Genomic DNA, 14,407 nt, shown 5'->3' with positions numbered 1-14,407 from the left:
AAAATAGTATTCAGGTAGCCTTAAATGAACTTGTTATTCCGGTAGTCGTAGTCAACATGCCCAAAAAATACTGAAAGATGCAGGGCGTTCAATCATGCATCTTGATGGAGAAACTTGGGTTTGGGAACAGGTCGGATTACCTGAACGTACATAGATACCTAAAAAAGCGCGGTCTAATCAGCCCGCGCTTTTTTCTCACCCAGTTTTCGCACAGTCTTGCAGCTTAAGGCGCGAAATGATGAAGCTATCGATAATCATCTGTGCAAGATAGAAAATTAGGATTGGAAATATCGATGTCGGATGTGCAGGGGCGTATGTCACACTCCATAGTGCAACTGAGAGTGACATTGGTTTTTCAGATGTGATGAAAATAAATGAGCGGTTATCCTCCTTGCTGAGGTGTAAGATATAACGTCCGACAAGAACCGCTATGACGAGCATGAGCAGGTGGAGTGACGCACTCGGGAAGAGAGTATGCACGATGTCGCTAAAGCTAAGCTCGTCGAGGATAGATGCTTCGCGAGAACAGGATATATAGACAAGAGCAGATAAACATAGGATCGGCAGATAATGGGAGATTCTTTTTGTTTGCTCAGGAAGTCTAGGGAAGAATTTACGGAGGAGTTGCCCGACAGATACCGGAAGAAAAACGTAACCGATAACTTTAGCCAGGACGGTGGAGGCGCTGATGTGCTCTGTACCACCGACCCATATATAGATGTTAAAGGGAATGCTGAATATCCCTACAAGACATAGCCCCGTAAGAAGCACTACTGCGGTGACACGGTTACCATTTGCACTCATAGTCATTGCCATGGCTGCTTCCAGTGAGTTCGGAAAGCAGCAGATAAGGATGAATCCCAGAGCGAAATCGTTTGCAAGCGAAAATATGCGGGTAAATTCATACGCTAGGGCAGGATATGCAAAAACGGCAATAATAGTTCCTGCCACCATGATTTTGAAGTGTTTCTTAATGTTAATAGCTTGGGAAAAATCCATATTTAACCCTTGCGCAATAAAAATGATAGCAACCAGCAAGGTGGTGAAATGAAATGCGTGCAGTATTTCTTGAGAAAGAGGAAGGTGTACGCCCAGCACAATAGCGATGAGTACCCCAAGGAGTAATAGTTTTTTGTTACCCAGCTCTAATATTTTTTGAAATTTCATTAAGATTTTTCTCCAGATAGCTGGTATTGCCTTTCATATGTCACAATACACTATTTTTAATGTAGTAAATATGATGTGTTGACAGTGATCCTCTGGCTTTACTCTGTAAAAAATTGAACTTGTCACAAAGAAATGTGCTATCTAGGGGAAGGATATAGGAAAAAAGCCAGTGAGTGAACGGCTGTCTCTTGTTATTTCTGTTGTTAAAAAAAGCTTCTCAGTTAAGAGAAGCTTTTTTTATGGGGAATACCTTGGGTGAGTAATGTGTAGACGGGCATAATATACAGGCCGTATCGGCGTTGTTTTCGTATTATATGGGAAGCCTTTTTACAGAGGAGGAGTTTTCATGAGTGCTCAAAGCAGCGTTTGTCGATTGACCGTCGGAGGCAGTATGGAGTCTGTACTTGCACAGGCTCGATTACGTATTCTTATAGTCGGGTGCGGCATGGCTGGGGGAACGTTGGCTGCGTTGTTGCATCAGCACGGAGAGAAACCCGTGGTAGTAGAGCGTGGTGGAAAAAACGGGGCAAGCGGTTATGCTCTTGGACTCTACCCTGTGGGGGAACGGGTACTGCATGGACTTGGCATGCACCGCAGGTTTCAGCAGATAAGCAGGGGGATGGAACGGTATGTTGTGCACAATAGCGCCGGAAAGGTATTGAAAGAGTTTCCGCTCACTAATTTTATAGATAAGTATGGTGAGATCCGTGGAGTGGATCGAGGGATGCTGCTCACACTATTGCGAAGCCATATCCCACAAGAAAATATATTCTACAATACAACAGTCGAACGGATACAGAATAATCCTCACGGTGCTGTCGTGACTTTTTCTGATGGGTCAGCACAGGCATTTGATCTTGTTGTCGGTGCTGACGGTATTTATTCAGAAATCCGGGAGATGATCCTTTCTCAACGCGAATATGCCTATAGGTCTACAGGTTGGGGAGGATGGGGAGTATGGCGTTCGTTGGAAGATTTTGATGCAGTTACTTACAGAGAGCTGTGGGCAGATGGCTGGTTTATGGGAATATATCCCGTATACAATAAACTGGCTGTTTTTATGGGTGGTAATAAGAAAAAATTATCGAAATTTACAGCAGCAGAGTTTGCAGCGTCGCTTCGTGAGAAAGTGGCTACGGGTATTTTACATTCTGCTTTGCAGTCGCTGGAAGGGCTGGAGAGTGCATTTTTTTGGAATATAGAGGATTGCCGCGCAACACGGTGGTTTTCTAAGAGAGTTGTTTTATTAGGTGATGCAGCGACCGCATTTCTTCCCATTGCAGGAATAGGCGCGTCTATGGCGATGGATTCTGCTTCGGTTCTTTCAGACGAACTGTCTCGAACGGATATTGATTATATGCCGGTCGCGTTGGAAAAGTATGTTAAGCGCCAGAAGAAAAGGGTTGAAACTGTTCAGGACAACTCTCGCTTCCTTGCTAAAATCATGTTCCGGAATTCGTTGTTTACCTCGGTTACGCGTAATTCTTTAGTAAAAATGTACTCACTTCAGGGATTGTTAAAAGATATAATTAAAATAATGCATTAAAGTTAAGTTATAATAAAGAAGGGGTTAAGTTGCTATGTTGAGTTATTACAGCATGTTAGTGTGTTTTTCTTATAATATTATTTAGTTACCGGTCGATAGAAGAAAGGCAACATGTTGTGTTGCTCGTTGCGCTGGGGAGTGGGCAATATTTTCGTGCCGGTACTATGTGAATAGAAAATTAGTTTGTTAAAAGCCCACTCATGTAAGGTTCGAATCGTTGAACAAACGTCTGATCAGGTTCGTACTATTGCAACCGCTGCGGAAGAACAGTCTGCGGCTTCTGAACAGATTAGTCAGAATACAGAAGAAGTGAACAGAATTGCTGGTGAAACTGCTGAATCTATGAATCAGTCAGCGTTGGCCATGAGCGAGCTTGCTCGACTTTCCGGTGAATTGTCAAAGGTGATTGAAGGATTGAAAAATATCAAGACGCATTCTTTTGTAAATTAAAAAACGCCTGACGCGAATATGATATGCCCCCCATTTGGGTGGATAGGTAGGAAGTTCCTTTAGAGTGCTGTACCTTTCCTCTTGATGGGGGGCTTCTTTGACTTGAGATACTTTTTTATGAGGAATGCTTTTGGTGAACAAGGCAGATTAAGGGGTTGTTAAAAAAATAGACACATAATAGATCTGTGTTACGCACCATTTATTACGTTATTGTACTTTTATGTTAATGTATTACAAAAACATTTATTTATTTTTCCCTGTAATGTTCTCTACAGATTAGCCGATAGGAAAATGTCAATATGTTATGTTGCGGCTGTATTGGATAACGGACTGTGCATAAAAAAAATAGTATTTGATACGTGCACGGGGGATAGTCTGTATTGATATGCTGCTCGTCCTGTTTGAAATAGTATTGGTATTGCTGTTTTTGTAGCAGGTTGTCTTGAGTGTTGCGACAGGCACAACTGGAGAGCAGTGGAGATTATTTCCTCTATGAATCTGCGTTTGACATTAAAGAGCACATACTGGGGGCAGTAGTGTTCTATATGTTAGAGGAGAGATGGGTTATGTTTGAGCGTATGAAGTTTCGGAACAAGATTATTCTTTGTCTATGCATTGCTATGTGTATTGTTTTTGGGGTGTATTCTTTTCAACTTTCTGGTGAAGCACGGGAAATGTCTGTAAAGCAGGCAAAGGAACAAGCCAGGCTTGTAGGTGGTAAATACGGTAATGAGGTGAAGCTGAAAATTGAGCAAGCCCTTACTGTATCTCAGACATTAATTGACGTGGTTAAGGCCATGCGGGCAAAGCCTGAGATAATAGATCGTGATATCGTTGATGCAATGATGAAAGAGGCTATTCGTAAGAATAACGCTTTTTACGGTATTCAGGCTGTATTTGAGCCAAACGAACTTGATGGGCATGATGCAGAGTATGCGGGACAGCGTGCATGGTGGGGAAAAGATGGTCGCTATGGACCATATTTCTGGAAAGCTGACGGAACATTTAAAGCTGAGGATTTAACTAAGCACAGTCCGGAAACAACCAGAAGTTGGTATAAAGACCCAAGGGATACGCATGCTAGTGTGCTGACTGAGCCGTACTATTCAGAAGTTGTAAAGGGCAGCATGGCGACAGTTAGTGTGCCGTTGTTTGATAAGCAGAAATTTATTGGAATTGTCGGTATTGACTTTTCGCTGACTTCCTTTGACGAAATGGTTCAACAGATCAAACCGATGGGCACAGGACGCGCCGCGATTATGTCTACAGAAGGATATCTTGTTGCGCATCCTGATCCGGATCTTGTTGGTAAAAATATTACAGAAGGATTTTCTCCTGAGAATAAAGAAAAAGTACGTAACGCTGTAAAGAATGGAGAATTTCTTCAGTTTACCGCAGAATCTCCGTTGGATGGTAAGGAGAATATGTATGTTTTTCAACCTATTACGATCTCAGGGACTGACACTCCTTGGAGCATCCTTGTTATTCTTCCGACAGAGACAATACTGAAGGATGCTAATGCTTTTCTTAGTTTTAGTCTGATATTCTCAGTTGTCGCAATTTTACTTATTTCGATAGTGATTTTGGGTATTGTCACATACCTTACTAGACCATTTGCGACGCTGATTAGCGTGACTGAAAATGTTGCGGCGGGGAATTACGAGGACTTGCCCGAGGATAGTCGTTTCTCCAGTGAATTTTTGACATTGTATCTTGCTATGAAAGATATGGTGAACAAGCTGGTGCATAATATGCGCATGGCTGATGACAAAACCAAAGAAGCCGAACAGAAAAGCCGTGAGGCGGAAATAGCTTTGGAACAAGCGGAAGAAGCCCGTGCTGAGGCAGAGGTAGCTAAACGTGAGGGCATGCTTCAGGCTGCATCCCAGCTTGAAGGTATTGTAATGCAGATTACCTCAGCATCTGACGAACTGGCAGCGCAGGTGGATGAAGCAAGCCGAGGTGCGGATATTCAGCGTGAACGTACAACGGAAGCTGCCACGGCCATGGAACAGATGAATGCTACTGTTCTTGAAGTTGCCCAAAATGCGGGCAAAGCATCTGAAAGTGCTGACGAAGCCCGCACCAATGCGGAGGCTGGCGGCGAAATTGTTGATGGTGTTGTAAAATCAATTCAGATGGTTAACGAAGAAGCTCTCAGGCTTGAATCTGGTTTAGGACACTTGGGTGTTCAGGCGGAAGGCATCGGTAACATTATGAGCGTTATCTCTGATATTGCAGATCAGACTAACCTGCTTGCTCTTAACGCAGCTATCGAAGCAGCTCGTGCCGGTGAAGCCGGACGAGGATTTGCTGTCGTAGCAGACGAAGTCCGTAAGCTTGCTGAAAAAACTATGCAGGCAACTTCAGAAGTTGAGCGTGCAGTGTCTGCAATTCAGCAGGGCACCCGTGAAAATATTGTCGGTATGCAGGAAACGGTTAAAACAGTAGGCGCAAGTACAGAGCTTGCGGAAAAAGCCGGTGAAGCTCTTGATACCATTGTTCGAATCGTTGAAGAAACGTCTGATCAGGTTCGCACTATTGCAACCGCTGCGGAAGAACAGTCTGCGGCTTCTGAACAGATTAGTCAGAACACAGAAGAAGTGAACAGAATTGCTGGTGAGACCGCAGAATCTATGAGTCAGTCAGCGTTGGCCATGAGCGAACTTGCCCGACTTTCCGGTGAACTGTCACAGGTAATTGAAGGGTTGAAAAACATCTAGTTCCACTATCTTGTAAACTAAAAGCGCCTGACACATTCGCGTCAGGCGCTTTTTTTTGATATTTAATGGGAGCAAGGATGCCCTGTAAGTTTTTTGTAATCGTTATGAAGGCGTATGTTTTGTGAATACAAGTGTCATGGCTTGTGTAAAGCAACGTTTGCGAACGAGTAATAATACCAGAATAGCTGCAAGAGCCGTTGAACCGACAAGCATAAGCATGACGACAATCTGGTAGCGCACTGCTTCCTGCGGGTTTGCACCAGCGAGAATTTGACCGGTCATCATACCGGGAATGGAAACCAGACCGACACTCATCAAAGAGTTGATCGCCGGAATCATACCGGCACGAAGCGAAGTTCGAAATATTTCCTCAGTCGCTTCTTTGTAATTCGCGCCGTGGCACAGATACATTTCAACCTGTTCCCGTTTTGAGCGTAGTTCAGAAAAGAAGCGCTCCAAAGTAAGAGATAGCGCATTCATGGAGTTACCCGCGATCATTCCACCAATAGGAATGAAATATTGTGGGCTCCACCAAGGATCTGTTCCTATAATGACCTTTGTAACGGTAATAGTAATAAGGAAGTAGCTGAGCATTACGGCAAAGGTTGTCGGTGCAAAATAGGCTACTTGTTTTTCTTTTACGCGGCTGTGCACAATATGCACTGAGATAAGTGTCATAGTGGCATATACGGCTAGCACAAGGAATGCGTTGTTCAGGCCGAAAAGGATGTTCAGCAAGTATCCCATAGCCAATAGCTGAGCAAAGGTGCGGATGACTCCGACAAACAAATCACGTTCAAGCTTTAAATGATAGTAGAGCGATGCTGCTGCGGAAAAGCTGACAAGCCCGAGAGCAATCATAAGTTGTGTCCATGAAATGGAGATAAATTCTGTCATGTAAGTACACTCACAGTGCCATCTGCAACGGAAAGGTGCATATGCGGGCAGGTTGGGTGATAGCTGGTGTGGTTTACCATCACAACGGATGTACCTTGTTGCACCAGTTCTTCTGCTGCATACTCAACGCACTCTCTGCTTTCACGATCAAGAGAACTTGTAGGCTCATCAAAGCAGATTATATCTGGGGTGGTAAGTACAGCGCGAATGAAGCACACGCGTTGCTGTTGCCCCATAGACAATGTTTCAGCAGGCGTCTCCAGAGATATATTTCCTAACGCCAGCCGCTGTAGCCAGTGGATAAGTATTTTCTCTTCCGGCTGCGTACAGTTTTTTCTGCTGTGCAGGGCAAAAGGAAACAGCAGGTTTTGACGTACGGAACCGGGAATAAGGATCGGCTGTTGTTGCACGAATCCTATATGGGTACGTAACCTTGGAGGATAGAATGTAGTAATCGGAGTGCCGTGTAGAAGTATTTCTCCTTTGCTGGCTTCCTCAAGACGAACAATGAGCCGCAGGAGTGTTGATTTCCCAGAGCCTGAGGAGCCTGAGATAAGAACGAATTGTCCCTCAGGAATACTGAACGAAACATTATGCAGGCCAATACCACCGGGCCATGTGAAGCTGACATTTTTAAATTCTAATACCGGCGTACGATTGTTGTGCGTGCGGGTTTGTGTTTCAGGTAATGGAGAGTGCATCAATATCTCGAGGGGCTTTGGGTTAGTTGGGATACGGGAATACATAATCCAGTATCGAGTTGCGTTACTTGGTCGGATACCCGAGGTGATAGCGGTTATTTAGTTAATCCGACATATATGTTTCATCATGTCAAGCTGGTGAACCGAGGGTGACTATTTAATACAGCTTGTCACTTTGCTATATTTTGCAAAGTTATTTTTTCTTAGAACATAGTTGGATAAAAGGCCTCTTGTAGAGGTGTATTGGCAAGAAAAATAACCATGACTAATAGAAGACATATCATGTATTGACGTGTCAAATGTTGCAGCTAGTTCTTTTTGTTCGCGTGATCATTGAAGTAAAAAGACCTCGCATGAGAAAATTGCATGCGAGGTCTTTTGTTGTGTGGAGGCTATATTACCCATTTACTTTGTGGTCGATAATGCAGACACCATGACGCTGAATTGTTTCAAAGATATTGTACCCCCTATAGAGCGGAGCACTCTGCCATCTTTCAATGGGCTGCGAGCTTACAAGGTGTGCAGTCTCCGGAATAGAATTATGTCTTTTGTGGGCATTACAAAAATACACTTTGAACGAATTGTCAGCATCTTTGAAACAGTTAACAAGCATGGCTGACTCCTAAGGAGTTTAGGTTATAAAAAACAGGTATTATAAAAATATACGGCGCTGGCGTGAAAAGACCAATTAGAATTTTGGAACTTGTTTCCTCTGGAATGGTGCTTTCTGTGTGATTCCGTGAGGGTAATGCGTAGGTCGAGGAGCCATAATGTTGTGGAGGGGGCTTGGGAGCTTGAAAATCTCATCATAACGCCCTTGCTGCGTGGCAGTAATAGTAATGTATGTGCCGCATATTTTTGAGCGAAAAGGAGGTACCGTTGGCTGCGGAGTCAGTGGTGAGTATCTTTTTTTGTATGCTTATTTCTCCCAAAATAGCGCCTCGGAATTGGAAAGATTACTCGCCGTAATAATGGGTATGTATTCGTCAGTTTTTTTTACGATTGTAAAAAGACCTGACGTTTTTTTTATGTAATCAAAAAAAGAATATTCGTAATATGCTGTATTAAAAGAATAAAGTTGTGGTACACCTTTTGCTTTTATCCCATTGAGTAGCGTGAACATAATCCCTGTAATGACTTTATATAGCGTGGATACAGCAGATGATTGCATTAAAACGGTTATCAAAAATATTCGTGACAAACTTTGTCCCAAAAGAGGAAGCCGGATTACGGCGGTACAATGTTTTGCGGTTCAAAATGATTGGTCTGTTCGGAATGGTTGCGCTTGTTCCATTATGCCTTATGGCATTGATCAATTTTCATATTTATAAGTCATCATTGGATAAAGAGCAGCGTTTGTCCATGCTGAGCCTGGTGAATAAAACAAAATATTCTTTTGAATTGTATTTAAATGAACGGCTGTCTGCTGTGAGCTTTATTGCAGCAACACATGATTTTGAAGAGCTTTCAGACTCTCAGAACCTTCGGAAAATATTTCATACGGCAAAAGGGGAATTTGAAGGGCTTGTGGATTTGGGACTGATCAATTCGGAAGGAAAGCAAGTAGCGTATGCCGGTCCCTATAATCTTTTGGGGAATGATTACTCGGAGCACGACTGGTTCAATGAAACAAGAGTGCGCGGGACATACATAAGCAGTGTTTTTTTGGGCTATCGCAAACTTCCGCATATAGCTATCGCGGTTGAAAGCGTAACTGCAGGCGGAGAGCCGTGGATTCTGCGTGCGACTATCGCAACAGAGCCGTTTTCAAAACTTATTTCATTTATGGATCTTGCTCCCGGTGTAGATGCCTTTCTGCTTAATAAAAATAGAGTGTTGCAGACAGAATCCCGATTGTTCGGCTCGGTTCTGAGTTCTGTTCCATTCGAATTACCTCATGCAGAGTATCGGGGGGGCAATGCCCTCGTGACGGTAAATAAGGAAAAATATTCTGCGGCGTACGTGAATTTTGTACAGCCAGAATTTATCTTAATGGCGGTGCGCCCTGCCTTACAGGCTACGGGGGCATGGTTCTCTTTGCGAACCGACTTGCTGGTTGTTCTTATCGGCGGTGCAGTCTTAATCACCATCGTAGCCTTCGGGCTGACAAATGTACTGATTCGGCAATTGATGTTTGCGGATGAGTGCCGCGAAAATATTCTGAGGGATATTGAGCATACGCAGAAACTATCGTCAATTGGGCGACTTGCTGCGGGGGTAGCACATGAAATTAACAACCCGCTTGCGGTCATAAAAGAAAAATCAGGACTGATGTCTGATATATTAGCGCGATCGCCTGTGACGGATGCAACCAGCGTGCTTGAACGGCAGATTAGCGGGATTACTTCCTCTGTTGAACGATGCAGCGCTATTACACATAGGTTGCTTGGCTTTGCCCGTAAGGTTGAAGCCAAAAATGAATGGTTGAATGTGAACGAGATTGTGAGTGAGGTTCTTGAATTTTTAGAAAAAGAGATCACAAAACGTTCAATATCCATAAATCTGATGCTGGAAGAAACACTCTCTGAAATTGAATCCGACAAGGGGCAGTTGCAGCAAGTATTTCTTAATATTGTTAGCAATTCCTTGGAAGCAGTTAAGGAAGGCGGCGTAATATATATTGAAAGTAAGACCGTAGAAAACGGGGTCGAAATTGTTATCGGCGATGATGGCTGCGGTATGAGTGAAGATACTATGCGTCGTATTTTTGAACCATTTTTTACTACAAAGAGAAATGCCGGAAACGGGCTGGGATTAGCTATTTCGTACGGTATTATCCAAAAGTTGGGTGGTGATATTTCAGTGACCAGTCATCTCGGTACCGGCAGTGTTTTCACAATAACATTGCCGTTATCAGCTGAGCCGGTAAGGGCATAAATTTACGGTTAAAAAATGGCTTTTGCTGATACTGCCCATGTCTGCGGTGTATGTGTCAGTAACAGTAGTGCATTAAGGAGGTCGTCATGCAGAATGTTATTATGTTTCTTGAAGATTCGTTTACAGCAGCTACATTTGCAGAAGCAGGTTTTCATTCCATAGCACGGGATATTGCAAAACTACCAAGCCCTGCAGAAGGGTGGTTCGAAGAACAGATGGTGGCCGTAGCAATGGCAGAGGGCAACGTGGCTTTGCGTGTTGGTAGTGAAGGCGCAAATGTTGTTTTCGATGCGATGGATAACTACTTTGTTCCAATGACGTTTGCAGAAGCTGGACATCTGGATGTTGCACAGCAGCTTATGGGTAAAGAGTCTCCGCAAGTTCAACAGCAGTACGAGTTTATGTCCTTTATGGAAACAGTGGGACTTAGACAGGATCAAATACGCTATGGTCTAGTAACCATTTAACGTGGAGTTGAGGTTGAGATGCGCGAAATAAAACTATTACTGGTGGATGATGAACAGGACTTTGTAGAAACTCTTGCAGAGCGTTTACGTCTGCGCGATTTTGGCTCTACCGTTGCGTTTAATGGTGAAACAGCGTTGTCGATTGTTGAAGAAGGAGTGCCGGATGTCATGCTGCTCGACATTATGATGCCGGGCATTAACGGACTGGAGGTGCTCGAAAGAGTCAAAGAAAATTATCCGAACGTACAGGTCATTATAGTAACAGGGCATGGTGGTGAAAAAGAAAAAACACAGGCGATGCAATTAGGCGCTTTTGCTTACATGACAAAACCTGTAGATTTTGAAACACTTATCATAACGATCATGGCAGCGTACGAGCAGATAAGTGTGGAATCGTAGTGATACTTTCTGTGTGGAATGCACAGGGTAAATCTTGTTTATGGCATTGGCGTACTTGTATAATGGGTCTACCTGATTGATAAGGTCGGCCCGTTATCTTTTTATCGAAACAGTCAGAAGGGTTGTGAGTATGCTTTCATTACGCACCAGAATAGCGTTGCTATTGTTCTGTGTTATTGGTCTGAACCTGGCAGGTGCGGGCATAACATTGTGGTATACAAACCGGACGCAAAGTCTTCAGGTACAGCTTTCTGCTAAAAATGTAGAAGCATTGGAAGCATCACATGGTCTGTCCGCAGCGCTTATGGAGCAAAAAGGCGATACTACCTACTACTTACTTTCGCATGATGATTCATGGCTGAAAGAGTTGGATCGGAAGCGTGTACTTTTTGAAGAGCGGCTTAGCAAAGTAAAAGAATCTGCTTTTTCTGAAGAAAGTTTACTTGTTCTTTCTAAGCTTGAGAGGTTGTATGCAACGTACGATGCAAGTAGAAAAGTAGTAATTGAAAACTACAAGCAGAGAAGGTCGAAAGTCGGGGCAGAACTGCATTGGAAGATTCGTGATGAGTTCAGTACGCTTTTGCTTTTATGCAAAGAATTCAGGGCACTTTATGAACAGGCGATTGAGCAGAATCGTAAGAATTTTTCGGAAGAAGCGAAAATAGTTAGTAATGTCATTACGGGCGGTTTGATTTTATCAGCAATTATTGAGCTGTTGTTAATCGTCTTTTTATACAGAAAAATTCTTGATCCAATTAGAACCCTTGCTCATGCCACTGATGATGTCTGCGATAGTACTTCTCCTTCTACAAAGAACGATGTGCTTGCACTAAGTAATAAGCTAGAATCGTTGATTATGCATATTGACGATACCCAGAAGGAACTTGATGCGAATAAAGAGACACTTATGCAGTCGGAAAAAATGGTGCTGGTCGGTAAACTTGCAGCAGGAGTTGCGCATTCAATCCGTAATCCACTTACCTCTGTAAAAATGCGACTTTTTTCTTTGGAACGTTCACTGGAACTGGATGAACAGCAGCAGGAAGATTTTGGTGTTGTGAGTGAAGAGATTCTGCATATTGATAATATAATGAAAAATTTTCTTGAATTTTCACGCCGTCCGGAATTGAAGGCAAAACTCCAAAGTCCGTCCGAAGTTGTTGATATGGCGCTGAAGCTTCTTAAACACCGGTTTGAATCACAGCAGGTGCGTGTGTCTGTAGAGCGGACAGGGTTACTTCCGGCTATTCCTATTGATGGCGGGCAGTTAAAGGAGACACTTGTTAACTTGATTCTGAATGCATGTGATGCAATGGTTCAGGGAGGCTCGATAACCATTACGGAGAAAACGGATATAGTTGAGCCTTTGGGAACGATTGTTTTTATCAGGATTGAAGATACAGGACCGGGAATTGCCGAGGATGTTCTTGAGAAAATATTTGAACCTTTTTTCAGTACAAAGGAAGAAGGCTCAGGGCTCGGGCTTGCCATTGCAAAACGTATTGTGGAAGAGCACGGCGGCTGGTTGCATGTAACTTCATCTGAAAATCAGGGCACAGCATTTTTACTCGCACTTCCTGTAACACGAGGGACCACATGGCAAAAATTCTCTTAGTGGATGATGACGCTCAGTTGCGCAAAAGCTTCCAGAATATTCTTCATGCAGAAGGATATGATGTTGTGGAGGCGCATTGTGGAGAAACGGGCGTTGAACTGGCCGAGAGGGACAGACCGGATATCGCAGTGCTTGATGTTCGTCTCCCGGGTATGAATGGGCTTGAGACCTTTAAAGCGTTGCGCGCACTGTATTCTGATTTACCGGTTTTAATTATGACTGCGTACGGCACCACTGATACCGCTATTGAATCAACAAAAATGGGTGCGTTTGATTATGTCATGAAGCCCTTTGATGTTCCTGAGATTTTATCCCTGATTGAAAAAGCGATACAGGTTGCTTCTGCTAATGCCAGTACTCCCCCCATGCCTGCGAATACTCCTATTCTTTTAGGGAAAAGCAGAGCCATGCAGGATGTCTGTAAAAGGATAGGACGTGCTGCGCCAACAGATGCAACCATACTTATTCGTGGAGAATCCGGCACAGGCAAGGAGCTTGTAGCGCAGGCTATCCATAAACATAGTTTGCGTTCAAAATCGCCATTTCAGGTTATTAACTGCGTGGCTATTCCGGATACGTTGCTTGAGAGTGAGCTTTTCGGCTACGAAAAGGGCGCGTTCACTGGTGCCTCCCATCGTAAAGCAGGGAAAATTGAATTAGCAAATGGCGGAACTGTCTTCCTTGATGAAATCGGAGATATGCCGACTTCAATTCAAGCTAAGATTTTGCGGCTGTTGCAGGAACGGCAAGTTGAACGCTTGGGCGGTAGTCAGCCTATCTCTGTTGACGTTCGGGTTCTTGCAGCCACGAATAAAGACTTGGAGCAAGCTGTTGCCAATGGTGAATTTAGGGAAGACCTGTACTATCGCTTGAATGTGGTTAATCTCACACTTCCTCCCATTCGTGAACGTACTGAGGATATTGCGATGTTGGCTGAACATTTTCTTTCTATGCATGCCAGCGCATCCGCTATGCATAATCCCGGTTTGACAGAAGAAGCTCTGGCAATGATGCAGAAATATTCGTGGCCCGGGAATGTCCGTGAGTTAAGCAATAAAATGCATAAGGCATTGATATTCAGCCGTGGACTTCCGCTCGACAAAGATGATTTTGTGAAGCTTGTAGAAGGTGCTGCTGTCTCTCACCAGTCGGCAGGAGACGAAGACGATGTTCGTGCATGGGTAACTCGTACGTTACTGACCGAGCATCATGATAAGACGTTTGAAACTCTGGCGGACCGTTTTGGCGCAATTGTGATCACCGAGGCATTGGAACTGGCTTCGTGGAATAAAACTCGCGCCGCTAAATTGCTTGGTATGTCCAGACCGACGTTACTCGGACGGATTGAAAAGTATGGGTTGAAGGAACATGGCGGTAGCTAGCAGTAGTAGCTGTCTAACGGCCTACAATATCGTCCCAACTGTTATGGGGGCGTAATAAGAATGTGTGAAAGGGGTGCTAGGGTAGCAGCCCTTTTTTTGTGCCTAAGAAAGGCCAGAGGGAACATGACTGTCCTTATAAGAAATCAACGTGTTGAACTGTAAAAAAAAATTACATCAATTGTA

11 protein-coding genes and 1 pseudogene are annotated in these 14,407 nt (G+C 43.8%); 8 read left to right on the top strand and 4 right to left on the bottom strand.

Annotated features, from left to right (window positions below; all coding sequences use genetic code 11):
* Nucleotides 1-195: 195 nt before the first annotated feature.
* A complete protein-coding gene (locus F461_RS0101050) occupies nt 196-1,167 on the bottom strand; it encodes a bile acid:sodium symporter (RefSeq protein WP_019999306.1) in 972 nt (323 codons plus the stop codon).
* 346 nt (nt 1,168-1,513) lie between these two features.
* Between F461_RS0101050 and F461_RS0101045 the strand changes: the two genes are divergently transcribed.
* From F461_RS0101045 to F461_RS0101035, 3 genes and pseudogenes are all read left to right on the top strand, one after another.
* Nucleotides 1,514-2,713 (top strand): FAD-dependent oxidoreductase, encoded by a 1,200-nt coding sequence (locus F461_RS0101045; RefSeq protein WP_019999305.1) that lies wholly within the window; start codon nt 1,514-1,516, stop codon nt 2,711-2,713.
* 207 nt (nt 2,714-2,920) lie between these two features.
* Nucleotides 2,921-3,163 (top strand): annotated as a pseudogene (locus F461_RS0101040) (chemotaxis protein); the annotation flags it as partial.
* 566 nt (nt 3,164-3,729) lie between these two features.
* Nucleotides 3,730-5,886, top strand: coding sequence for a methyl-accepting chemotaxis protein (locus F461_RS0101035; protein ID WP_019999303.1), 2,157 nt, complete (start codon nt 3,730-3,732; stop codon nt 5,884-5,886).
* 102 nt (nt 5,887-5,988) lie between these two features.
* Here the strand turns inward: F461_RS0101035 and F461_RS0101030 are convergent, their stop codons facing one another.
* From F461_RS0101030 to F461_RS0101020, 3 genes are all read right to left on the bottom strand, one after another.
* Nucleotides 5,989-6,783: an ABC transporter permease gene (locus F461_RS0101030; RefSeq protein WP_019999302.1), complete on the bottom strand. Its 795-nt coding sequence runs from the start codon at nt 6,781-6,783 to the stop codon at nt 5,989-5,991.
* Complete coding sequence (locus tag F461_RS0101025) at nt 6,780-7,484, bottom strand: ABC transporter ATP-binding protein (RefSeq protein WP_019999301.1); 705 nt, start codon at nt 7,482-7,484, stop codon at nt 6,780-6,782. Before F461_RS0101025 ends, F461_RS0101030 begins: the two co-directional genes overlap by 4 nt.
* Before the next feature lie 397 nt (nt 7,485-7,881).
* Entirely contained in the window at nt 7,882-8,097 is a 216-nt protein-coding gene (locus F461_RS0101020) for a hypothetical protein (protein WP_019999300.1), read from the bottom strand.
* A 548-nt stretch (nt 8,098-8,645) separates the two neighbouring features.
* Here F461_RS0101020 and F461_RS0101010 point away from each other — a divergent pair.
* From F461_RS0101010 to F461_RS0100990, 5 genes are all read left to right on the top strand, one after another.
* Complete coding sequence (locus F461_RS0101010; RefSeq protein ID WP_019999298.1) at nt 8,646-10,361, top strand: sensor histidine kinase; 1,716 nt, start codon at nt 8,646-8,648, stop codon at nt 10,359-10,361.
* 86 nt (nt 10,362-10,447) lie between these two features.
* Nucleotides 10,448-10,828, top strand: a complete 381-nt coding sequence (locus F461_RS0101005) for a hypothetical protein (protein ID WP_019999297.1) — start codon at nt 10,448-10,450, stop codon at nt 10,826-10,828.
* Nucleotides 10,829-10,846: 18 nt separating this feature from the next.
* Nucleotides 10,847-11,227 carry a response regulator gene (locus F461_RS0101000; protein ID WP_019999296.1) on the top strand — a complete coding sequence of 127 codons (381 nt, stop codon included), beginning with the start codon at nt 10,847-10,849 and terminating at the stop codon, nt 11,225-11,227.
* A 130-nt stretch (nt 11,228-11,357) separates the two neighbouring features.
* Nucleotides 11,358-12,842, top strand: coding sequence for an ATP-binding protein (locus F461_RS0100995; protein ID WP_019999295.1), 1,485 nt, complete (start codon nt 11,358-11,360; stop codon nt 12,840-12,842).
* Nucleotides 12,824-14,224 carry a sigma-54-dependent transcriptional regulator gene (locus F461_RS0100990; RefSeq protein WP_019999294.1) on the top strand — a complete coding sequence of 467 codons (1,401 nt, stop codon included), beginning with the start codon at nt 12,824-12,826 and terminating at the stop codon, nt 14,222-14,224. The genes F461_RS0100995 and F461_RS0100990 overlap by 19 nt, the downstream gene beginning before the upstream one ends.
* Nucleotides 14,225-14,407: the final 183 nt, after the last annotated feature.

Origin of the sequence: Halodesulfovibrio aestuarii DSM 17919 = ATCC 29578, from assembly GCF_000384815.1 — a bacterium.
GTDB classification, from domain to species: Bacteria; Desulfobacterota; Desulfovibrionia; order Desulfovibrionales; family Desulfovibrionaceae; genus Halodesulfovibrio; species Halodesulfovibrio aestuarii.
This window is presented reverse-complemented; position numbering and strand designations above follow the sequence as displayed.

Bases quoted from the DNA above. Each gene is read 5' to 3' on its own strand.
- F461_RS0101025 (WP_019999301.1), bottom strand. From the start codon at position 7,484: ATGCACTCTCCATTACCTGAAACACAAACCCGCACGCACAACAATCGT.
- F461_RS0101050 (WP_019999306.1), bottom strand. From the start codon at position 1,167: ATGAAATTTCAAAAAATATTAGAGCTGGGTAACAAAAAACTATTACTC.
- F461_RS0101030 (WP_019999302.1), bottom strand. From the start codon at position 6,783: ATGACAGAATTTATCTCCATTTCATGGACACAACTTATGATTGCTCTC.
- F461_RS0101010 (WP_019999298.1), top strand. From the start codon at position 8,646: ATGATTGCATTAAAACGGTTATCAAAAATATTCGTGACAAACTTTGTC.
- F461_RS0100990 (WP_019999294.1), top strand. From the start codon at position 12,824: ATGGCAAAAATTCTCTTAGTGGATGATGACGCTCAGTTGCGCAAAAGC.
- F461_RS0101035 (WP_019999303.1), top strand. From the start codon at position 3,730: ATGTTTGAGCGTATGAAGTTTCGGAACAAGATTATTCTTTGTCTATGC.
- F461_RS0101045 (WP_019999305.1), top strand. From the start codon at position 1,514: ATGAGTGCTCAAAGCAGCGTTTGTCGATTGACCGTCGGAGGCAGTATG.
- F461_RS0100995 (WP_019999295.1), top strand. From the start codon at position 11,358: ATGCTTTCATTACGCACCAGAATAGCGTTGCTATTGTTCTGTGTTATT.
- F461_RS0101000 (WP_019999296.1), top strand. From the start codon at position 10,847: ATGCGCGAAATAAAACTATTACTGGTGGATGATGAACAGGACTTTGTA.
- F461_RS0101020 (WP_019999300.1), bottom strand. From the start codon at position 8,097: ATGCTTGTTAACTGTTTCAAAGATGCTGACAATTCGTTCAAAGTGTAT.
- F461_RS0101005 (WP_019999297.1), top strand. From the start codon at position 10,448: ATGCAGAATGTTATTATGTTTCTTGAAGATTCGTTTACAGCAGCTACA.